The organism is Streptomyces nanshensis, from assembly GCF_001751255.1.
Taxonomy (GTDB): domain Bacteria; phylum Actinomycetota; class Actinomycetes; order Streptomycetales; family Streptomycetaceae; genus Streptomyces; species Streptomyces nanshensis_A.
The window spans coordinates 1-20,369 of sequence record NZ_LJGW01000162.1 but is presented as its reverse complement, the minus strand read 5'-3'; the positions used below and the strand labels follow the sequence as shown (position 1 = coordinate 20,369).

The 20,369-nt window shown below is 71.5% G+C and carries 23 protein-coding genes; 9 read left to right on the top strand and 14 right to left on the bottom strand.

Annotated features, from left to right (window positions below):
- Positions 1–43 precede the first annotated feature (43 nt).
- Together AN218_RS38720 and AN218_RS10160 are read right to left on the bottom strand one after the other, a co-directional pair.
- Positions 44–160: an SGM_5486 family transporter-associated protein gene (locus AN218_RS38720; protein ID WP_258396408.1), complete on the bottom strand. Its 117-nt coding sequence runs from the start codon at positions 158–160 to the stop codon at positions 44–46.
- A gap of 17 nt (positions 161–177) precedes the next feature.
- Positions 178–1,677 carry a CynX/NimT family MFS transporter gene (locus AN218_RS10160; protein WP_244900388.1) on the bottom strand — a complete coding sequence of 500 codons (1,500 nt, stop codon included), beginning with the start codon at positions 1,675–1,677 and terminating at the stop codon, positions 178–180.
- A gap of 113 nt (positions 1,678–1,790) precedes the next feature.
- On the opposite strand from AN218_RS10160, the gene AN218_RS10155 reads away from it, so the two are divergent.
- On the top strand, positions 1,791–2,576 hold the full coding sequence (locus AN218_RS10155; protein WP_079132007.1) for a FadR/GntR family transcriptional regulator: 786 nt from the start codon (positions 1,791–1,793) through the stop codon (positions 2,574–2,576).
- Between the two features lie 204 nt (positions 2,577–2,780).
- On the opposite strand, the gene fabI is transcribed toward AN218_RS10155, so the two are convergent.
- Together fabI and fabG are read right to left on the bottom strand one after the other, a co-directional pair.
- Positions 2,781–3,542 carry an enoyl-ACP reductase FabI gene (fabI, locus tag AN218_RS10150; protein WP_070016456.1) on the bottom strand — a complete coding sequence of 254 codons (762 nt, stop codon included), beginning with the start codon at positions 3,540–3,542 and terminating at the stop codon, positions 2,781–2,783.
- A 2-nt stretch (positions 3,543–3,544) separates the two neighbouring features.
- The gene (fabG, locus tag AN218_RS10145) at positions 3,545–4,264 is read right to left on the bottom strand and encodes a 3-oxoacyl-[acyl-carrier-protein] reductase (protein ID WP_070016455.1); all 720 of its coding nucleotides are present in this window, start codon (positions 4,262–4,264) and stop codon (positions 3,545–3,547) included.
- 265 nt (positions 4,265–4,529) lie between these two features.
- Between fabG and tyrS the strand changes: the two genes are divergently transcribed.
- Positions 4,530–5,945 (top strand): tyrosine--tRNA ligase, encoded by a 1,416-nt coding sequence (gene tyrS / locus AN218_RS10140; RefSeq protein WP_070016454.1) that lies wholly within the window; start codon positions 4,530–4,532, stop codon positions 5,943–5,945.
- A 161-nt stretch (positions 5,946–6,106) separates the two neighbouring features.
- Here the strand turns inward: tyrS and AN218_RS10135 are convergent, their stop codons facing one another.
- Positions 6,107–6,406: a GlsB/YeaQ/YmgE family stress response membrane protein gene (locus AN218_RS10135; protein ID WP_070016453.1), complete on the bottom strand. Its 300-nt coding sequence runs from the start codon at positions 6,404–6,406 to the stop codon at positions 6,107–6,109.
- Positions 6,407–6,668: 262 nt separating this feature from the next.
- Here AN218_RS10135 and AN218_RS10130 point away from each other — a divergent pair, with 262 nt between their 5' ends.
- Entirely contained in the window at positions 6,669–7,025 is a 357-nt protein-coding gene (locus AN218_RS10130; protein WP_070016452.1) for a DUF3099 domain-containing protein, read from the top strand.
- Between the two features lie 215 nt (positions 7,026–7,240).
- Complete coding sequence (locus AN218_RS10125) at positions 7,241–7,537, top strand: hypothetical protein (protein WP_079132006.1); 297 nt, start codon at positions 7,241–7,243, stop codon at positions 7,535–7,537.
- Positions 7,538–7,602: 65 nt separating this feature from the next.
- Here the strand turns inward: AN218_RS10125 and moaA are convergent, their stop codons facing one another.
- The 3 genes from moaA to AN218_RS10110 all read right to left on the bottom strand — a co-directional run bounded on the left by moaA (position 7,603) and on the right by AN218_RS10110 (position 10,684).
- Positions 7,603–8,592, bottom strand: a complete 990-nt coding sequence (moaA, locus tag AN218_RS10120) for a GTP 3',8-cyclase MoaA (protein WP_070016451.1) — start codon at positions 8,590–8,592, stop codon at positions 7,603–7,605.
- Positions 8,593–8,693: 101 nt separating this feature from the next.
- The gene (locus tag AN218_RS10115) at positions 8,694–10,340 is read right to left on the bottom strand and encodes a solute symporter family protein (RefSeq protein WP_079132004.1); all 1,647 of its coding nucleotides are present in this window, start codon (positions 10,338–10,340) and stop codon (positions 8,694–8,696) included.
- On the bottom strand, positions 10,337–10,684 hold the full coding sequence (locus AN218_RS10110; protein WP_070016450.1) for a DUF485 domain-containing protein: 348 nt from the start codon (positions 10,682–10,684) through the stop codon (positions 10,337–10,339). The genes AN218_RS10115 and AN218_RS10110 overlap by 4 nt, the downstream gene beginning before the upstream one ends.
- Positions 10,685–10,925: 241 nt before the next feature.
- Between AN218_RS10110 and AN218_RS10105 the strand changes: the two genes are divergently transcribed.
- Positions 10,926–12,464 (top strand): S8 family peptidase, encoded by a 1,539-nt coding sequence (locus AN218_RS10105; protein WP_420855958.1) that lies wholly within the window; start codon positions 10,926–10,928, stop codon positions 12,462–12,464.
- Between the two features lie 168 nt (positions 12,465–12,632).
- Here the strand turns inward: AN218_RS10105 and AN218_RS10100 are convergent, their stop codons facing one another.
- Positions 12,633–13,514 carry a sterol desaturase family protein gene (locus AN218_RS10100; RefSeq protein WP_070016448.1) on the bottom strand — a complete coding sequence of 294 codons (882 nt, stop codon included), beginning with the start codon at positions 13,512–13,514 and terminating at the stop codon, positions 12,633–12,635.
- Between the two features lie 273 nt (positions 13,515–13,787).
- Between AN218_RS10100 and AN218_RS10095 the strand changes: the two genes are divergently transcribed.
- The 3 genes from AN218_RS10095 to AN218_RS10085 all read left to right on the top strand — a co-directional run bounded on the left by AN218_RS10095 (position 13,788) and on the right by AN218_RS10085 (position 16,836).
- The gene (locus AN218_RS10095; protein WP_079132002.1) at positions 13,788–14,966 is read left to right on the top strand and encodes a DEDDh family exonuclease; all 1,179 of its coding nucleotides are present in this window, start codon (positions 13,788–13,790) and stop codon (positions 14,964–14,966) included.
- A gap of 25 nt (positions 14,967–14,991) precedes the next feature.
- Positions 14,992–15,978: an SURF1 family cytochrome oxidase biogenesis protein gene (locus tag AN218_RS10090; RefSeq protein ID WP_079132001.1), complete on the top strand. Its 987-nt coding sequence runs from the start codon at positions 14,992–14,994 to the stop codon at positions 15,976–15,978.
- Positions 15,979–16,107: 129 nt separating this feature from the next.
- A complete protein-coding gene (locus AN218_RS10085; protein ID WP_070016447.1) occupies positions 16,108–16,836 on the top strand; it encodes an SDR family oxidoreductase in 729 nt (242 codons plus the stop codon).
- Between the two features lie 87 nt (positions 16,837–16,923).
- On the opposite strand, the gene amaP is transcribed toward AN218_RS10085, so the two are convergent.
- From amaP to AN218_RS10060, 5 genes are all read right to left on the bottom strand, one after another.
- Entirely contained in the window at positions 16,924–17,529 is a 606-nt protein-coding gene (amaP, locus tag AN218_RS10080; RefSeq protein ID WP_070016446.1) for an alkaline shock response membrane anchor protein AmaP, read from the bottom strand.
- A gap of 5 nt (positions 17,530–17,534) precedes the next feature.
- The gene (locus tag AN218_RS10075) at positions 17,535–18,224 is read right to left on the bottom strand and encodes a DUF6286 domain-containing protein (protein ID WP_070016445.1); all 690 of its coding nucleotides are present in this window, start codon (positions 18,222–18,224) and stop codon (positions 17,535–17,537) included.
- A complete protein-coding gene (locus AN218_RS10070; RefSeq protein WP_079132008.1) occupies positions 18,221–18,547 on the bottom strand; it encodes an Asp23/Gls24 family envelope stress response protein in 327 nt (108 codons plus the stop codon). Before AN218_RS10070 ends, AN218_RS10075 begins: the two co-directional genes overlap by 4 nt.
- Before the next feature lie 193 nt (positions 18,548–18,740).
- Positions 18,741–18,929, bottom strand: a complete 189-nt coding sequence (locus AN218_RS10065) for a hypothetical protein (protein WP_070016444.1) — start codon at positions 18,927–18,929, stop codon at positions 18,741–18,743.
- A gap of 52 nt (positions 18,930–18,981) precedes the next feature.
- Complete coding sequence (locus AN218_RS10060; RefSeq protein ID WP_070016443.1) at positions 18,982–19,488, bottom strand: Asp23/Gls24 family envelope stress response protein; 507 nt, start codon at positions 19,486–19,488, stop codon at positions 18,982–18,984.
- Between the two features lie 161 nt (positions 19,489–19,649).
- Between AN218_RS10060 and AN218_RS10055 the strand changes: the two genes are divergently transcribed.
- Positions 19,650–20,369, top strand: a 720-nt coding sequence (locus tag AN218_RS10055) for a hypothetical protein (RefSeq protein WP_070016442.1), incomplete at its 3' end; no start/stop codon positions are given.

Here is a 20,369-nt window from a genome sequence, read left to right as displayed (position 1 = left end):
GCGCGCCTTTGGCGGAGAGATAAGCGCGCCTCGGGCCGGGGGTTCAGGGTGCCGCGACGGTGGCGATGATCCCGATGAGGATCATGATGCCGAAGATCAGGGCGACGATCATCAGCAGCTTCTTCTGCCCGTTCTGCGGATCGGGTTCAAGCAGTGGCATGTCCGTCAGTCTCGCACCTACCGCCCGTCCTCGATCACGCGGTCCCGTCCGGCCAGTACGCCCGTGAACGTCTGCGCGAGCAGCAGCGCCGCCATCAGCAGCAGCGGTGCGTGCCAGCCGCCGGTGGCGTCGCGCAGGGCGCCGACGAGGAGGGGGCCGGGGATGGAGAGCAGATAGCCCGTGCTCTGCGCGAAGGCGGAAAGCTTGACCACGCCGGCGCTGGAGCGGGAGCGGAGGCTGATCATCGTCAGGGCAACGGGGAACGCGCAGTTGGCGACCCCGAGCAGCAGCGCCCACAGCCACGCGCCCTCGGCGGGAGCCAGCCAGAGCCCCGCGTAACCGGTGATGCCGCACACTCCGAGGGCCGCGACGAGCGGACCCTGATGACGCATGCGCGTCGCGAGGCGCGGGACGACGAACGCCAGCGGTACGCCCATGCCCATCGTCACGGCGAGCATCAGCCCGGCGGACGAGGCGGAGACGCCGGCGTCCCGGAAGATCTGCGGCAGCCAGCCCATGATGATGTACGCGGCGGAGGCCTGGAGTCCGAAGAAGACGCCGAGCGCCCAGGCGGTGGGCGAGGCGCCGATCCGGATGCGGCCGTCCTCGCCCGGTGCCGCGGGCGCGGACGAGGCCGTACCGCTGCCGCCGCGGACGGGCGGCGGGGTCTCCGCACGGCGGCTGCCCGGGTCCTTGAGCACGAACGCCCACGGCAGTATCGCCAGCACCCCGAGCAGCGCCCAGGCGCCGAGCCCGGCACGCCAACTGCCGCCCAGCGCACCGGTCATGGGCACGGTGACGGCGGCGGCGCCCGCGGTGCCCAGCGCCAGGCCCATCGAGTACAGGCCGGTCATCGTGCCGACGCGGGAGGGGAACCAGCGCTTGACGACGACGGGCATGAGCACGTTGCTGACGGCGATGCCCGCGAGGGCGAGCGCGCTCGCGGCGAGGAAGGCGCCGGTACCGCCGGCCAGCGGACGCAGCACCAGGCCGACGGTGATCGTCACCATGCCGGCCAGGACCACGGGTGCCGGGCCGCGGCGCCGTGCGAGGCGGGGCGCGAGACTGCCGAACACGGCGAAGCACAGGGCCGGTACGGACGTCAGCAGTCCCGCGACGGCGCCGCTCATGCCGAGGTCGGCGCGGACCTCCTTCAGCAGCGGGCCGAGCGCGGAGATGGCGGGACGGAGGTTGAGCGCCGCGAGGACGAGGCCCACCGCGACGAGACGTACGGCCCAGCGGGAGGCGGCCGGGGCGTACGAGCGGGACGGGGAGTCCGCGTCGGCGGACACGCCGGCGGTCCCGGGCCCACCGCCGCAGGCGGCATCGCGCGAGGAACGGGCGCCGGGCGCCCCGGACTTCGCGGAGTTCACGGACTCCTCGGACTCCGCGCACGCGGACTCGTTCGTCGTCTCGTTCGCCGACCGGTGTGCGGAGCGGTCGGCCTCGGCGGACCCGGCGGGGCCCTCGTCGGCGTGTGAGCGGTTGTGCTTCAGGCGGTCTTCCGTCATGGCCATGTGCCCCATCATAGAATCATGGGATGAATAGAATCTAACGCGTCCCTCCGCACCGGAGAACCCGCCGTGACGAACGGGCCGGCCATGACCCGCCGCGCCCCTGGGAGTTTCAGATGACCCTGTCCTCACCGCAGCGCTCCGCCCTCGCCGACCAGGTGATCGCGGCGCTGCGCACACAGATCGCCTCGGGAGAGTGGCCGGTGGGCACCCGCATCCCCACGGAACCGGAGCTGGTGGAGGAGCTGGGGGTGGCGCGGAACACCGTCCGCGAGGCGGTGCGCGCGCTCGCGCACAACGGGCTGCTCGACATCCGGCAGGGCTCAGGGACGTACGTCGCCGCGACGAGCGAGCTGGCGGGGGTCATGCAGCGGCGGTTCGCGGACGCCGATCCGCTTCATGTGGCCGAGATGCGGGCCGCGTTGGAGACCTCGGGCGCGCGGCTGGCGGCGCAGCGCCGCACGAAGCAGGATCTCGCGCAGCTCGACGCGCTGCTCGCCAGGCGGGAGGCGGCGTGGGACTCGGGCGACGCGGAGCGCTTCGTGGAGGCGGACGCCTCGCTGCATCTCGGCGTCGTCGCCGCGTCGCACAACGACGTACTGGCGGCGCTCTACGCCGATCTCGGCGAGGTGATGCGCGACTTCCTGCGGCTCGACATCGGCGAAGAGCTGCGCGCCGAGGCGCACATGGACCATGCGCGGCTGATCGAGGCGATCCACGCGGGCGACGAGGAGGCCGCGGCGCGGGAGGCCGCCTCCCATACGCAGGAGTGGCGGTGCGGCACGGAGGACGCGGGTACGGACGGGCCGGGGCGTACGGGGCGCGGGCGCCCGGGACGTACGGGCGGCGCGTCAGGAGCCAAGGGCCCCCGGGGCGCGGCGGGTTCGGCCGCGCGGTCCTGAACCGCCCCCGGCGCCAGGGCTGTTGAGGGCGACCGATGAGGACATCGCGGGCACGTCCGCCGTTCCCGCAGCGTCCGCCCTGAAGGGGCAAGTGCGGGCCCGCGTACGGGAGTCGGCGAAGCGGCACGCAGACGGGCGCCGCCGCGTACGTACGGGTTCAGGACCCGTGCACGTACCGGCGGCGCCCGTCGGTGTTCGCGTCGCTCAGGCGCCCATCATGTGCACGCCGCCGTCGACGTGGACGATCTCGCCCGTCGTCTTCGGGAAGAAGTCCGAGAGCAGACCGACGACTCCGCGTCCTGCCGGCTCCGGGTCGGCCAGGTCCCAGCCGATCGGTGCCCGGTGGTTCCACACGTCCGCCAGCTCCTCGAAGCCCGGAATCGACTTGGCGGCCATCGACTTGATGGGACCGGCCGAGACGAGGTTGCAGCGTACGTTCCGCGCGCCCAGGTCGCGGGCCAGATAGCGGCTGGTCGACTCCAGGGCGGCCTTGGCCACGCCCATCCAGTCGTACTTCGGCCATGCGATCTGCGCGTCGAAGGTCAGGCCCACGACCGAGCCGCCGCGCGGCATCAGCGGAAGACAGGCCGTCGTCAGGGACTTGAGGGAGTACGCCGAGACGTGCACGGCCGTGCTCACGTCCTCCCAGCTCGCCCCGAGGAAGTCGAACGCGCCCTGCGGGCCGAAGGCGATGGAGTGGACGATGCCGTCGAGTCCGTCGGCGTGCTCGCCGATCCGCTCGGCGAGGGTGTCCAGGTGCTCCTGGTTCGTGACGTCCAGCTCGATCACCGGTGCCTCCTTCGGGAGGCGCTTGGCGATCCGCTGCACCAGCGTCATGCGGCCGAAGCCGGTGAGCACGACCTGCGCGCCCTCCTCCTGCGCGACCTTGGCCGCGTGGAAGGCGATCGACCCCTCGGTCAGCACGCCCGTGACGAGGATGCGCTTGCCTGCGAGGATTCCGCTCATTGTCAGTGCCCCATGCCCAATCCGCCGTCGACGGGAACGACGGCTCCGGTGATGTACGCCGCCTCGTCGGAGGCGAGGAAACGGACGGAGGCGGCGACCTCCTCCGGCTGGGCGTAGCGGCCCAGCGGCACCTGCTCGACGATGGTCGCGCGCTGCTCGTCGCTGAGGGCCTGCGTCATGTCGGTGTCGACGAAGCCCGGTGCGATCACGTTGCAGGTGATGTTACGGGAGCCCAGCTCACGGGCGAGGGAGCGGGCGAAGCCGACCAGACCGGCCTTGGACGCCGCGTAGTTGGCCTGTCCCGCCGAGCCCATCAGCCCCACCACGGAGGAGATCAGCACGATGCGTCCCTTGTGCGCGCGCAGCATCCGCTTGCTGGCGCGCTTGACGACGCGGAAGGTGCCGGTGAGGTTCGTCTCCAGCACCGCGGCGAAGTCCTCCTCGGACATCCGCAGCAGCAACTGGTCGCGGGTGACACCGGCGTTGGCGACGAGCACCTCCACCGGGCCCTGCTTCTCCTCGACTTCCTTGTAGGCCCTCTCCACCTGTTCGGGATCGGTGATGTCGCACCGGACGGCGAGGCAGCCGAGGTCCGTGAGCTCCTGGGGAGGTTCGCCCGTACGGTAAGTGACGGCGACGGCGTCCCCGGCGGCGGCGAACGCCCGCGCGATGGCGAGGCCGATGCCGCGGTTGCCTCCCGTGACGAGTACGGAGCGGCTCAAAGTGGGACCACCCTTTCTGGGTTCGGGGCGCTGCCGCGTCCGTGAGGAGGAGGCGGCCGGTGTCTGTGTGTGTCTGTCCTTACGCAAGCTATATGCGCGGCCGCCGGTTCAGGGACTCGGGGCATGACAGGGGGCGGCCCGGCCCGCTGTCGGGTCCCCACAGTCGTACGGGCTGCGCGGGGCCCCGCGTCGACAGGGCGCGGGGCCCTGCGCGGAGCGGAATAGACTCTGCTGCGACCGCACCTTCCTATCTCCAGGACAGAACGTGACACGCCTCGGCGACTCCGTACAGCGAGCCGGCAAGCTGCTGGCACAGGACCTCTCCTCCGACACCACCGTCGAGCGGCTGCTCGCGGAGACGGGATCGCGGCGCTATCTGGATCTGAGCGACCTCTCGCCGCAGGAGCAGGCCGAGTTGATCGGCGCCCGCGCGGTGGAGGTGCTGCCGTCCGTGGACAAGCTCGCCGAGGCCATCGGCGAGAAGCGCTCGCAGGGCGAGGCGCTGCACGTGAAACTCGGCATCGATCCGACCGCCGCCGACGTGCACCTCGGTCACGCGGTGCCGATCATCGTCCTCAGCCGGTTCCAGCGCATGGGGCACGATGTCACCCTGATCATCGGCGACTTCACCGCGAAGATCGGCGACCCGTCGGGGCGTACGGCGGAGCGGCCCGCGCTGACCGACGAGGACATCGAGAAGAACCTCTCCGGATACCAGGACCAGGTGCGGCCGTTCTTCGACTTCGAGAACGTCAGCTTCCGCCACAACAACGACTGGCTCGGCGAGATCGGCTTCGCCCAGCTCATCACCCTGCTCGCGCAGGTGCCCGCGTCCGCGCTTCTTCAGCGCGAGGACTTCCGCAACCGGCTCGCGCAGGGTTCGGGTCTGACGATGTCCGAGCTGATCTACCCGGTGGCGATGGCGCTGGACTCGGTGGAGCTGGACTGCGACATCGAACTGGGCGGCATCGACCAGCTCCTGAACATGCAGATGGGCCGCCGGCTGATGGAACTGCACGGCCAGCGCCCGCAGATGGTCGCGACGATGCCGCTCATCGAGGGCACCGACGGCTCGGGCGCCAAGATGTCCAAGTCCAAGGACAACTACGTCAGTCTGACCACCGGTCCCGAGGACGTCTACGGCAAGATCATGTCGATCCCGGACCGGCTGATGGTGCCGTATCTGCGTGCCTGGACGGAGTGGACGGACGCGGAGATCGACGAGGCCGTCGCCCGCATCGACGCGAAGACGCTGCACCCGATGGATCTGAAGAAGGTCCTCGCGGGGGACGTCGTCATGGCGCTGCACGGCGCGGAGGCCGCGAAGGCGGCGCGGGCGCACTTCACGGCGCAGTTCTCGAGGAAGACCTTCGCGGACGTGGACACCCTGCCCCATGTGGACGCCGGTGCGGCGGGCGGCGAGGGCATCGCCGCGATCCTCACGCGCACGCTGGAGTTCACCCCGAGCGCCTCGGCCGCGCGCCGCATCGCCAAGCAGAACGGGCTGCGGCTCGTCGTCGAGGCGGAGGCGGGCGGCGAGCAGCACACCATCGTGCTGCCGGAGGCGGACGCGCTGCGTCCGCTGGCCGAGGTGGTGCCGGAGAAGCTGGCCGAGGCCGGTGTGAGCGGCACGGTGTATCTGAAGGCGGGACGGAAGATCGCGCAGATCGACGGGCTGTGAGCCGCGGGCCGTCCGGGCGGGCAACTCGGGCCCGGACGGCCGGAGTCGGGCAACTCGGGCCCGGACGGCCGGAGTCGGGCGGCCGGGGCCGGGCGGCCGGACATCCCGGTCCGGGCAGTACGGGAGACCGTACGGACCGGAGACGCGGAGGACCGCGCTCCTCACATCCGCTGCCGCTGCCGCTCTCCGCGCCCCCTGCTCCTCCCCCTGATACGCGCCCACAGCGGCGACCCGAGCGCCACCACCAGTACGGCGCCGCCCAGTTGGAGCCCGTGCCGGATCCAGTCGAAGCCCCGCGTCGTGCCGACGCCCGCCCAGGTGGCGACCGCGTTGCCCAGGACGCCGCCCAGCAGGCCGAAGATCACCGTCAGCCAGAGCGGGATGGCCTGCCTGCCCGGGAGGATCGCCCGCGCGAGGACGCCCAGCACCAGCCCGACGATGATCGCCCACAACCAGTTCATGGCACCTCCGTAGACCGGGCCGCCCGGCCCTGTCCGCCGTGGCCGCGCTCCCCCGCGCCGTACGGCCCGTGCTCCGCCAGCGTGGCGCCACGGGGGCTACGCCGCATTGCGGAGTGGTCCGTACGGGCTGCGGCGCAGACCACACGGCCCCGACCGCCTCTTCCCCCGGTCTCGAACCCGTTCGAGCGGCGGCGTACCGTGAAGAGGGCTGCGGGCCATGCGGACGGGCCGGGCGACCGGACCGGGTGAGGTGGTGGGAGTGATGCGGAAGCAGAGCGGAAGCGAGGTCTTCCGGATCACCGGAGCCCGTCAGTCGCTCGCCGACGACGTGCGCGGCAGACAGCGCCGGTACGTGATCTCGATGCTGATCCGCACGGCCTCGGTGCTGCTGACCGTCCTGCTGTGGAACGTGGAGCGGCCGCTGGCGGTCGTGACGCTGGTCGTCGGCGCACTGCTGCCGTACGTGGCCGTGGTGGTCGCCAACGCGGGCCGGGAGAGGCCGAGTTCGCTGCCGTCGGCCTTCGTGGACACGACCGCGCGGCCCGCGCTCACCGCGTCCGACGCCGTACCGGAAGGGCGCGGGGAGAGCGCCGACAGGCCCTACGGAGACCGCAGTTGAGCGAGCGCCGGGCGGCGCTGAGACCAACGCAGGCGTAAAAGCTCAAGAAAAGCTCAGATCAATCATGTTGTTCCGCTGCACCTCGCAGGGGTCTCCGTGCCATACTTCATAGGCGCTCCGCATCCCCCGTCGGAGCGACAGACCGACGCCGGGCGGCTCCCCCCGTGGCTGCCCGGCGTCGCTTGTCTTCCGGCCCCGGGTGTTGGATAGGGGCCGTGTCTTCTTCGTCTTTCTCCTCGCCCTTCCCGCCGCCGGGTCCGTCCGGCCCGTCGGGAGCGGGCGAGGGTCCCGAGAGTCCGATCTGCTCCGCCAAGGGCTGCCGTGCGGCTGCCGTGTGGGTGGTGGCCTGGAACAACCCGAAGGTGCACACGCCCGAGCGCCGCAAGACCTGGCTCGCGTGCGACGAACACCGGGAGCATCTCTCGTCGTTCCTGGACATGCGGGGCTTCCTCAAGGACGTCGTACGCCTCACGGAATGGCAGGAACAGGAAGGACGGCAGGAGAAGGGCTGAGGCCCGGCCCCACCGGGGCGCGAGCGCCCGAGCCGCCCCCTCCCGCTCCGTCCAGGCCCGGCCGCTCAGCCGCCGATGGCCGACATCGGACGCGACGGCTGCACGAAGGACGGGTCGTCGATACCGGCGCCCGCCTTCTTGCCCCACATCGCCGTCCGCCAACGCGCGGCGATCTCCGCGTCGTCGGCGCCCGCGCGCAGCGCACCGCGCAGATCGGACTCCTCGGTCGCGAACAGACAGGTGCGCACCTGTCCGTCGGCCGTCAGCCGCGTACGGTCGCACGCGCGGCAGAAGGGGCGGGTGACCGAGGCGATGACGCCGACGCGGTGCGGTCCGCCGTCCACGACCCAGCGTTCGGCGGGCGCGGAGCCGCGCTCCTCGTCGCCTTCGGGGGTGAGGGTGAAGCGGCCGCGCAGCGACTCCAGGATGTCCGCGGCGGTGATCATCCCCTCGCGCTGCCAGCCGTGTTGGGGGTCGAGCGGCATCTGCTCGATGAAGCGCAGCTCGTAGTCGTGCTCCACGGCCCAGGCGAGGAGCGCGGGGGCCTCACCGTCGTTGAGGCCGGGCATCAGAACGGAGTTGACCTTCACGGGGGCCAACCCCGCCTCGTGCGCCGCGGCCAGGCCGCGCAGCACGTCGGCGTGCCGCTTGCGGCGCGTCATGCGCTGGAAGACCTCCGGATCGAGCGTGTCCAGCGAGACGTTGACCCGGTCCAGGCCGGCGTCGCGCAGCGCGGCCGCCGTACGTTCCAGACCGATGCCGTTCGTCGTCAGGGAGAGTTTCGGGCGCCGCGGCAGTTCGGCGCAGCGCTGGACGATGCCGGTGAGGCCGGGGCGGAGCAGCGGCTCGCCGCCGGTGAATCTGACGTCCTCCACGCCGAGTTCGTTCACGGCGATGTCCACGAGGCGGACGATCTCGTCGTCGGTGAGCAGCTCCGGCTTCGCCAGCCACTGGAGACCCTCCTCCGGCATGCAGTAGGTGCAGCGGAGGTTGCATCGATCGGTCAGCGAAACACGCAAGTCGGTGGCGACTCGGCCGTATGTGTCCAGCAGCATTCCGGCGGCCCTCCCACGGTTGTGCCGTTCTGGCAGCGTACGGGACGCCGCCGACATTCAACAGATCGTTGAAGCCGGCGGCGTCCCCTCCAGGCCGTCGCTCAGAGCGCTCCGTGGCCCGTGAGCGAGCGCACCTCCAGCTCCGCGTGCTTCTCGACCGCGCTCTCCTCCTTGGAGAGCACCGACCCGAGCCAGCCCAGCAGGAAGCCGAGCGGGATCGAGATCAGACCCGGGTTGGAGAGCGGGAAGAAGGCGATGTCGGCGTCGGGGAACATCGACGTCGGCTCGCCGGTGACCACGGGCGAGAAGAGCACCAGGACCACCGACGAGACGAGTCCGCCGTAGATCGACCACAGCGCGCCCTGCGTCGTGAAGCGCTTCCAGAACAGGCTGTAGAGGATCGTCGGCAGGTTCGCCGAGGCGGCCACCGCGAACGCGAGGGCGACGAGCCCCGCCACGTTCAGCCCGCCGGCGAAGATGCCGAGGCCGATCGCCACGGCGCCGATGATCACCGAGGAGATCCGTGCCGCGCTGACCTCCTCCTTCTCGGTCGCCTTGCCCTTGCGGATCACGTTCGCGTACAGGTCGTGCGCGAACGACGACGAGGAGGCGAGCGTGAGGCCGGCGACCACCGCGAGGATCGTCGCGAAGGCCACCGCCGAGATCATCGCGAGCAGGACCGCGCCGCCCGTCGAGTCGGCGCCGCCGCCGATCTCCTGGGCGAGCAGGGGCGCCGCGGTGTTGCCCGCGGGGTCCGAGCCCGTGATCGTCTTCTGGGAGAGCAGCGCCGCCGCGCCGAAGCCCAGCGCGATGGTCATCAGGTAGAAGACGCCGATGATGCCGATCGCCCAGTTCACCGACTTACGGGCGGCCTTGGCCGTCGGGACGGTGTAGAAGCGGATCAGGATGTGCGGCAGTCCCGCGGTGCCGAGCACCAACGCGAGCCCCAGCGAGATGAAGTCGATCTTCGAGGTGGCCGACACCCCGTACTTCAGGCCCGGTTCGAGGAACGAGGCGCCCTTCCCGCTGTTCTCCGCGGCGGCGCCGAGGAGGCTGGAGACGTTGTAGTTGAACTTGTGCAGCACCAGGACGGTGATGATGAGCGTGCCGCCGATGAGCAGCACGGCCTTGATCATCTGCACCCACGTGGTGCCCTTCATGCCGCCGATCGTCACGTACAGCACCATGACGACGCCGACGAGTACCACGATGAGGTTCTTGCCCGCGTCGCCGGTGATGCCCAGCAGCAGGGCGACCAGGGCGCCCGCGCCCACCATCTGCGCCAGCAGATAGAAGATCGAGACGATGATCGTGGAGACGCCCGCCGCCGTACGGACGGGACGCTGCCGCATCCGGAACGCGAGGACGTCGCCCATCGTGTAGCGGCCGGAGTTGCGCAGCGGCTCCGCGACGAGCACCAGGGCGACCAGCCAGGCCACCAGGAACCCGATGGAGTAGAGGAAGCCGTCGTACCCGGACAGCGCGATCGCGCCCGCGATGCCGAGGAACGAGGCCGCCGACATGTAGTCGCCGGAGATCGCCAGACCGTTCTGGAGTCCGCTGAACTGACGGCCGCCGGCGTAGAAGTCGGTGGCGTCCTTGGTCCTGCGGCCCGCCCACACCGTGATGCCCAGCGTCAGCAGGACGAAGACGGTGAAGAGTGTGACGATCAGAGTGCGGTGCTGACTTGCACCCTCGGCTGCGAGTTGCACCTGTGCCGCCGGGGTGAGCGAGTGCGTGAGGCTCATGCTTCACCGTCCAGACGGTTCTTGATGGCCTCGCCCTTGGGGTCGAGCTTGGCCGCGGCGTGACGGGAGTACCACCAGGCGATGAGGAAGGTGGTCAGGAACTGGGCGAGCCCCAGGACGAAGGCGACGTTGATGTTGCCGGCGACTTTGGTCGCCATGAATCCGCCGGCGTAGTTCGAGAGCAGCACGTACAGCAGGTACCAGGCGATGAAGCCCACGGTGAGGGGAAACGCGAATGACCGGAAAGTGCTCCGCAGCTCTCCGAACTCCGCGCTCTGCTGCACCTGTTGGTAGTCCGTGCCGCCCGGTGGCGCGGACCTCTCGTTCTCGGGTGCTGAGTCCACGTTGACTCCAGTCGATGTGAGTGAGCGGTGAAGAAAAGAGCAGGTCGGGGTGTTGATGCCAGCAGTGCAAGTGCGGCGCATCGTAGATCTTCACAAGGGCACAGCAACAGGGGGTCGTCTCCGGGTCACGGAAGCGTTATCGAAGACAAACCCGGGCCATCTCCCGGATCCGTTGCTGAGCAGCACCGATCGACGCTAAGTTCCCATCTCTGTGGTCAACTTCGGACAACATGGAGATCCCATGGATTCTCAGCCCTCCAGACGGTGGCGAAGACTCGCGATGCCGCTGGGACTGGTTCTGACTGCTTCACTGGGGCTGGCGGGAGCCGCCGTAGCGAGCGGACAGGACGCAACCGCCTCCGCGAAGAAGGACGGCGAAAAACTGAGCTACGTCGTCAACACCAAGGCCGACCCCGGCACGGTGGGACGTGTGAAGAAGGAGATCTCGAAGGCGGACGGCAAGGTCGTCGCCGCCTACGAGAAGATAGGCGTCATCGTGGCGCACTCGTCGAACGCGAAGTTCGGCGCCACGATGCGTTCCGTGAAGGGCGTGGAGACGGCGGGCGCGACCCGTACGGCCCCGCTCGAGTCGGCCGCCACCACCGATGTGGGCAAGCCGAAGTACGTCGAGGTCCCGAAGTCCGCCACGGGTGCGCAGGCGAGGGCGAAGGCCGAGGCCGAGGGCAAGGAGCCGCTGGAGTCCCTCCAGTGGGACAAGCGCGCCATCAAGGCCGACAAGGCCAGCAAGATCGATCAGGGCAGCAGGGACGTCACCGTCGGCGTGATCGACACCGGCGTCGACGACACACACCCTGACCTGAAGGCCAACTTCGCGGCCGACCAGTCCGCGAGCTGTGTCGGCGGCAAGGCCGTCACGAAGAAGGGCGCCTGGCGTCCCTTCGACCCGGCGAACGACTACCACGGCACGCACGTGGCGGGCATCATCGCCGCCCCGCGCAACGGCGTCGGCGTCGCCGGCGTCGCGCCGGGCGTGAAGGTCGCCTCGCTGAAGGTGTCCGAGAAGGAGACCTCGCTCTTCTACAGCGAGGCCGTCGTCTGCGCGATGGTCTTCGCCGCCGACCACGGCGTCGACGTCACCAACAACAGCTATTACACGGACCCTTGGCTCTACAACTGCCCCGATGACGCCGACCAGAAGGCCATCGCGGACGCTGTGGGCCGTGCCGTGAAATACGCGACGGACAAGGGCGTCACCCACGTCTCCTCGGCCGGCAACTCCTCGCACGACCTGGCCGCCACCGAGATCAAGGACGACACCAGCCCGAACGACACCAAGCCCGTCGAGCGCACCGTCGACCCGGCGGAGTGCCCGGACGTCCCGAGCATGCTGCCCGGGGTGACCTCGGTCTCCTCCACCGGAGCCGAGGACGGGAAGTCGTACTTCTCCAACTACGGCCTGGACCAGATCGATCTGGCCGCTCCCGGCGGCGACCGCCGCTACCAGACGCCGGCCGAGCCGGCCAAGGACGGCGGCGTGCTCTCGACCATGCCCGACGGCGACTACGCCTACCTCCAGGGCACGTCGATGGCCGGACCGCAGGTCGCCGGTGTCGCGGCGCTCGTCAAGAGCAAGCACCCCGAGTCCACGCCCAAGGAGATCGCGTGGCGGCTGAAGGCGCAGGCGAAGAGCGTCTCGTGCCCCGACTCGTACGACCCTGACGGCGAGGGCACGTACGAGGCCGAGTGCACGGGCCTCAAGGGCAACAACAGCTTCTACGGCCACGGCATCGTCGACGCCCTCGCCGCCGTGAAGAAGTGAGCGTGCCGTTCGCCGGGTGAACTCCGGCGCCGGCGGCGTCCGTTGACCTGACGGTCGGGACGCGGCGGCCGGCGCCGGCACATCCGCCGGTGAGGGGCCGGGCTGCTCGGGTGGCCCGGCCCTCTCGCATGTCCGGGGGCTTACGCGTCCACCGCCGCGTCCACCGTCCTACGCGTCGGCGGCACGCGCCGGGGGCTCGCCGCTCCCGGCGGCCTGCTCCTCGGGAGCCCAGCCCGGTCCCCTGAAGACCTTCCCCGCACGCTCGTTCCAGCTCCGTGCCGCCCGCAGATCGCGTCCGATGGCGGCGTACTCGTGCGTGGCCACACGCAGCGGGTTGTACGTCGCGATGTTCTTGGTGAGGCCGTAGACGCAGGGCTCGGTCTCGGGTGTGAACGACCCGAAGAGCCGGTCCCACACGATCAGGATGCCGCCGAAGTTCCGGTCCAGATAGCCGCCTTGGGAGGCGTGGTGGACGCGGTGGTGCGAGGGCGTGTTGAAGACGAACTCGACGGGACGCGGCAGCTTGCCGATCCGCTCGGTGTGGATCCAGAACTGGTAGACGAGGTTCGCCGAGGAGCAGAAGGCGAGAGCGGCCGGATGCACGCCGAGCGCGATCAGCGGCACGTAGAAGGGCCAGACCGTCCAGCTCGTCCAGGGCTGGCGCAGCGCGGTGGTGAAGTTGAACTTCCGGCTGGAGTGGTGCACCACATGGCAGGCCCACAGGATGCGGATGACGTGGTGCCCGCGGTGCGACCAGTAGTAGAAGAAGTCCTGCGCGAGCAGCATCAGCGGCAGCGTCCACCACACCACCGGCACGCGCAGCGGCGTCAGTTCGTAGACCCCCGCGTAGATCGCGACGATCGGAATCTTCCACAGAGCGTCGAAGACGAGGCTGCCGAGCCCCATGCCGATGCTCGTGGCTGCGTCCTTGGTCTCGTATCCGGCGGAGTCCTCGTCCGGATGGAGGCGGTAGCTCACGATCTCGATGACCGTGAGCAGAACGAAGGCGGGTATCGACCACACGACGACGTCGGGCAAGTGAGACGGCATGTCAGCAAGGTAAGGGCCGGAGTCCCGCCCCGCCAGAGGTTGTTACCGACAAGTAAAAAATGAGTGGCCGTCAGCCCACAGCGGAATCTTCCCCTCCGCCAGGCCGCCGCCGCGCCTCCGTCGAGCCTCCGCCTGGCCCGTGCAGACGCCGCCGCACCGCCGCTACGGGCCCCAACCCCGTTCGCCCGTACGGAGGTTGACGAGGGCTCGGCCGCACGTCCGGGCGACGGGCGGCGCCGTGAGTGTCAGTGCCGACCCGTAGTCTCTGTGACCATGCTCGAAGACCACACGGCACTCCCGGGCGAGCCCGGGGACGGGGACAGCGAGCCCGGGGCGTTCACGGACGGAGACCTCACGGACGGGGGCGAGCGGCCGGCGGCGGCCCGTCTCCCCGCTCAGTCGCCGGCCGCCGGCTCCGGATCCCGGCGCCTGTGGCCCGAGGAGTATCCGGAGGGCTATGCCGTGGTGGACGTCGAGACCACGGGCCTGGCCCGCGACGACCGCATCGTCTCCGCCGCCGTCTACCGCCTGGACGCCCGCGGCGAGGTGCAGGACCACTGGTATTCGACGGTCAACCCGCAGCGCGATCCCGGCCCCACCTGGATCCACGGTCTGACGAGCGAAGACCTCGTCGACGCACCCCTGTTCACGGAGATCGCCGACGAGCTGGGCGCGCGGCTGGACGGCCGCGTCCTCGTCGCGCACAACGCGATCTTCGACTGGTCGATGATCGCCCGGGAGTACGCGCGCGCCCGGCGCACCCCGCCCGTACGGCAGCGGCTGTGCACGATCGCCCTCGCCAAGCGGCTCTCGCTGCCGCTCCCCAACCACAAGCTGGAGTCCCTCGCCGCGCACTACGGCGTCTCGCAGCGCCGCGCGCACCACGCCCTGGACGACGCACGGGTGCTGGCCGAGGCCTTCCGGCCCAGCCTCCATCTCGCGGCACAGCAGGAGGTGCGGCTTCCGCTGCACGCCTGCCGACCCCTGGCGGAGTGGGCGGAGGGCCCGGACGGGGCGGGCGCGGACGCGTACGGGGGCGGATCCGGCAGCCGCGGTTCCGGTGTGCCGGGGGCGCGCTCCGGCGGACGGTACGGCCGGGGTCCGGCGGCCTCCCGTCCGTACGGCTTCGCCTGGCGCCGCTCGCGCAAGCTCCCGCCGTGCCCGTATCCCAACCCCGGGCGCTACGAACCGGGCGGCCGTCTCATACAAGGCATGCGAGTCGCGATCTCGGGCGACACCTCCGTCGACCGCGAACTGCTGGAGGACCGGGCGACGGAGGCCGGGCTGCACGTCTCCTCGCAGGTCTCACGTCTGACCAGCCTCCTGGTCACCAACGACCCGGGCTCGCTGACCTCGAAGGTCGTCAAGGCGCAGGCGTACGGGACGCCCGTGCTGGACGAGGCCGCCTTCCAGCAACTGCTGCGGTGCGTGGCCCCCGCAGCGGAGCGGTGAGCGGCGGAAGGTAGCGTCGTCAGACGTGTACCGGTTCCTGTTGTCCAGGCAGTGGGTGATCCTCACCCTCCTCGGCCTCGCTCTCATCCCCGCGATGATCGAGCTGGGCTTCTGGCAGCTTCACCGACACGAGTCGAGGGTCGCGCACAACGAGCTGGTCGCCTCCAGCCTCGCGGCGGACCCGGTGCCCTTCGGCAGGCTCAGCTCCACGCGCCACGGACCGGCGGAGGACGACCAGTTCCGTACGGTGCGGGCGAAGGGCCGCTTCGACACCGCGCACGAGGTCGTGGTGCGCCAGCGCACGGGCGCCGACGAGAAGTCCATCGGCTACTTCGTCGTCACCCCGCTCGTCCAGGGCGACGGCAGCGCCGTCCTGGTCAACCGCGGCTGGATCGAGGCGAACGGCGACCTGACCCGCTTCCCCGACGTGCCCCCGCCACCGCGCGGTGACGTGACCGTCACCGGGCGGATCATGGCCGACGAGACGAGCGAGGCCAGCGGCATCAAGGACAAGCCGGGGCTGCCGCCGCGCCAGGTGATGCTGATCGACAGCCGCCAGCAGGCCAAGGCCCTGAAGCGGCCGGTGCTGCGCGGCCATCTCCAGCTCACGGGGGTCTCGCCGAAGCCGCACGGTGCGCAGCCGGAGCGCATCCCGGAGCCCGACCACGACAGCATCGGCCCGCACATGGCGTACGCCGTGCAGTGGTGGCTCTTCGCGGCGGCGGTGCCGGTCGGCTGGGTGGTGCTCGTACGCCGCGAACGGCAGGACCGTACGGCGCGGGAGGACGGCGGCGCGAACGGTACGGGCGGCACGGGCGGCGCTGACGACCCGGACGGTACGGGCACGGGCGGTGCCGGTGCCCGTGACGCGGGCCGTGCCGGTGACGCGGGCGGCGAGGCGCTCAACACCCGTGGCACGGACGGCAGTTCACCCGGCCCCGACGGCGGTCCCGCCGAAGCCGCCGGTGAGAAGGCCCCCTCCCCCGCTCCCGCGGCGGGCCCCGCGGACTGACCCCGCTCACCGCCGACCGCCCCCTGCCTGCACACCGCCCCGCACGGTGGCGCACACTGTGAGCCATGGATCTCGGGCTGAAGGACCGCGTCTACGTCATCACCGGAGCCACCNGACCGCGTCTACGTCATCACCGGTGCCACCCGCGGACTGGGCTTCGCGGCGGCCGAGGCGCTCGTCGCCGACGGCGCCAAGGTGGTCGTCACCGGCCGCACCGACGAGGCCGCGACCGAGGCCGCCGCGCAGCTCGGCGCGGGCTCGGCCGTCGGGGTCGGCGCCGACAACGCCGCGCCGGAGACGGCCGCGCGCCTCATCGAGACGGCCAAGAGCCGCTTCGGGCGCTTCGACGGCGTACTGATCAGCGTCGGCGGTCCGCCCGCCGGCGTACCGGCCGACTCCCTCTCCGACGAGCAGTGGCAGTCGGCCTTCGAGACGGTCTTCCTCGGGGCGGTACGGCTGGCCCGTACGGCCGCGGGCGAGCTGGGCGAGGGCGGCGTCATCGCGTTCGTGCTCTCCGGTTCCGTGCACGAGCCGATCGCGGGGCTCACCCTCTCCAACGGGCTGCGGCCGGGTCTTGCCGGATTCGCCAAGACCCTGGCGAACGAGGCGGGTCCGCTGGGCATCCGCGTACTGGGCCTGCTGCCGGGCCGGATCGACACCGAGCGGCTGCAATACCTGGACTCGCTCTCGGGCGACGGCGACGCGGCGCGCGAGCGCAACGAGTCCGGCATTCCGCTGCGCCGCTACGGCACGCCGGAGGAGTTCGGGCGGACGGCCGCCTTCGTGCTCTCACCGGCGGCGTCGTATCTCACCGGGATCATGCTGCCCGTGGACGGCGGCGCACGGCGCGGCTTCTGAGAACCGGCCGCCGGGGCGAGGCGGCCCCTGAAGCCCCTGACGCGGGCGCCGGTTCCGACGACCGCGCGCCCGGCACGGAACGCTCCGTCAGAGCACCCGCTCCGGGCGGTGTCTGACGGCCCGTAGCCGCACCTCGGCCGGCAGCTCCTCCAGCGACGCGGACGTCCGCGCGTTCTCCAGCGCCTCGCCCGCGACGCGGCCGACCACCGGGCCCGGTTCGGCGTGCGGTTCGAGCAGCAGCTCCAGCGCGGCACGCGGCTCGGTCCGCCGTCCCGCCAGCCGTACCGCCGCCTTGCCCACCCCGGGCAGGGACTCCGCCTCCGCCTCCAGCACCTTCGACAGCGCCCTGCCGCGCAGCAACGCGCCCTCGCCGTCGCCGGTTTTGACCAGGACCTCGCCGAGGCGGCGCCGGCGGAGCTGTACGAGCAGCCACCACAGCAGCAGGATCACCAGCAGGGCGAGCCCGCCGAGCACGGCCGGCCACCACCAGCTCTCCGTACGCCACCGGGTGCGGTCCGCGGCGGAGAGCAGCACGTCCTCGGGCCGTGCCCACGGCCAGCCCACGGGGAAGTCGAAGCCCATGCGCCGCGCGAGGTCGAACCCCCCGGCGAGCACGGCGAGTCCGAGCGCAAGCAGCAGGACTCCCGCCACCGCCAGCAGGATCCGGTTGACGTACCGCAGGGCTCTGTCCATCACGCTCACCGCTTCTTCGGACGCTGCACGTGGACGGAGAGACCGGGCTGCCGTGCCAGGCCGAGCTGGCGGATGCCGTCGCCGAGGGCGGAGTCGAGGTCTCCGCGTACGTCGTGCAGATCGCGGAAGTGCGCCTGCGCACGCGCCCGTACCTTGCGCCGGCCCACCGCGACCCGTACGGACTGCACACCGGAGACCTGCATGGCGCGGTCGCGCAGCACCAGCGCGGCGGCCGTACGCTCCAACCCGGCCCGTACACCCGCGAATTCACGGCGCATCGGCAGCAGTCCGCGGCGTCCCGGTGAGAGGGCGAGGGCGATCAGCCACACGCCGAGCAGCGAGACGACGCAGGCCGCCGCGAGAACTTTCGGGTCGTTCACGGGAGTCGAGGCCAGCTCGTGCGCGAACCGGCGGCGCCAGGCCATCGCGGAGCCGCCCGTCCGTACGACGACCAGGTCGTAGAGGAGCAGCCCGGCCGCGGCCACCACCAGCAGCGCGACGATTCCCGCGGGCAGCCGGCGCACCGACCAGAAGCGGCCCGCGCGGCCGCCCTCTCCGGACCCTCCGCCGGAACCGCCGCCCGGCCCGTATCCGGCCGCCGACGTGGCCTGTTCGAGATCGCCGCCGCCGCTTCCGGTGGATGTCCGCGGCTCCTTCTCCAGCGTGGGCAGCCGCTGGGTGCGCTCGTCGCTCACCGGACCCTCCCGGACCTCTCGCCGTCGAGCTGCTCGGAGTGCAGCCGCTCCACGCCCACGGCCACCTCCGGCACGTCCATGCCGAGCAATTCCTTTACCCGCGAAGCGACTTGCCGACGCACCGCAGCACACTGCGCGCCGATGTCGGAAGGGTAGCCCAGCTCCACGAGGACGCGGACGCGGGCCGTCCGCTCCCGTACGCGGGCCGAGGCGCGCGGCCAGTGCCCGGGTCCGGGCGGTACGGCGGCGAGCGCCGCGGGCCAGGTACGCAGCGCCTCGCGCGCGGCCTGGGCGGCGACCTTGGCCACGACACGTTCGACGATCGTCGTCTCGCCCCGCTCGGTGCCCTCCGGGCGGACACCGCCGTCGCCTCCGGCCTGCCCGTCGCCGTCCCGCCCGGCACCGGCGCCGCCTTGCCCGTCACCGTCGCCGTGGCCGTNTCCGGACCCGGCTCCGGTGCCGGGCCCGGACGCCGTGCCGATCCCGGTCCCGGTCACCGTCCCGGCTCCGATCCCGTCACCTGCGCCGGCTTTCGTCACGCATCCGGAAGAAGTCCTCCGCTCGCAGGTCACCGTCGAGGAAGCGGCCCACGAAGAAGCCGAAACCGCCCAGCGCCGCCACGAGCAGGAAGGCACCGAACCCGCCGAAGTATCCGGCGAAGCCCAGCGCCATCCCTGCGATCAAGCCGATCACGGCCATGCTCATCGTGCGCCCCTTCAGTCAGTACACCTCTGCGCCGCGGACCGTCCGTCCGCCGCTATTGCAGCCGCGAACGGCCCGAGGACTGCTCCTCTTCTTCGTCCTCCTCGTCGGGCAGCTTGACGTCGCTCACGGCGATGTTGACCTCGACGACCTCGAGGCCCGCCATCCGCTCGACGGCGGAGATGACGTTCTCGCGCACCGACCGCGCGAGATCGGCGATCGCGACCCCGTACTCGACGACGATCTCCAGGTCGAGCGCCGTCTGGACGTCGCCGACCTCCGCGCTCACACCGCGCTGCGGCGACCTGCTGCTGCCGCCCGGTACGCGGTCGCGCATGGCGCCGAAGGTGCGGGCGATGCCGCTGCCGAGCGCATGGACGCCCGGTACGTCGCGCGCCGCGAGGCCCGCGATCTTCTCGACCACGCCGTCGGAGATGGTCGTACGCCCGCGTTCGCCGGCGTCCGCCTTGGGGCGGCGGTTCTCGCCCGCTCCGTCGCGCGAGGCCGTGCGGGAACCCTGTCCGGGGGACTCGAACCGGTTGCCGGTCTTGGTGTCGGCCATGGCCTTACACCCCTTTCCGAGGAGAGAGCGGTCCTGAATCACCGCTTCTGTGCCACATTAGGGGTGCTTGCGGCAGTCCGCCTTGTACGTACGCACTTGCCGGACTTTGCCGCCCTTACGAGGTGACACGGTGAATCCAAGTGAGAGCGGAGCGTAGTGCATTGGATGCCGAAGGACTCTCCCGAGCGGTACGGCGGCAGCTCGGCCTCGGCAGGCTGCTGCCGCTCGGGGACGCGGCGGACGGGGCGTGGCTGGTGGAGAGCGCGGCGGTGCGGGTGCTGTCCGCCGCGGCGCTCCGGGAACTGCCGGACGTACGGATCGGGCGTCTGCGTCTGGGTCCGGCCGGTCCGGAGACGGGCGATCCGGACGCGGCCGATCCGCCGGCGGTGCCTCCCCCGCCCTCAGCGCTGCCGCCCGGGCCGCTGCGTGTCGAGGCGGAGTTCGAGGCGACGCCGCACGCCCCGCTGACGACGACCGCGGAGCTGCTGCGCGCGGCCCTCTTCCGGGCCGCCGAGCGGGAGTTGGGGCTGCGTGTGGTGACCGTGGACCTGCGGATCACGGATCTGGTGGGCGCCCCGGACGGGCACAACGGCCACCGGGGCGACGGGGCCTCCGGGGCTCAGCCGGGCGGTACGCGGGATGCGAGCCGTACGGACGGGGACACCCCGGGGCGGAGCGGCGCGGATCCCCGTACGGACGACGGCGTTCCGCCGCCCGCACCCGCCGACGACCCGCGCGGCACGGCGACCGCGCAGGCCGTCATCTCCGTGCCGGGCGTCGCACGCCTCGCGCCGGTGCTGGGCTCCGTACTGGGCGGGCTGCCCGCCGACGCCGTGACCGTCACCGACACCCCGGCGGGGGACGGGGGCACGGCGCACCGG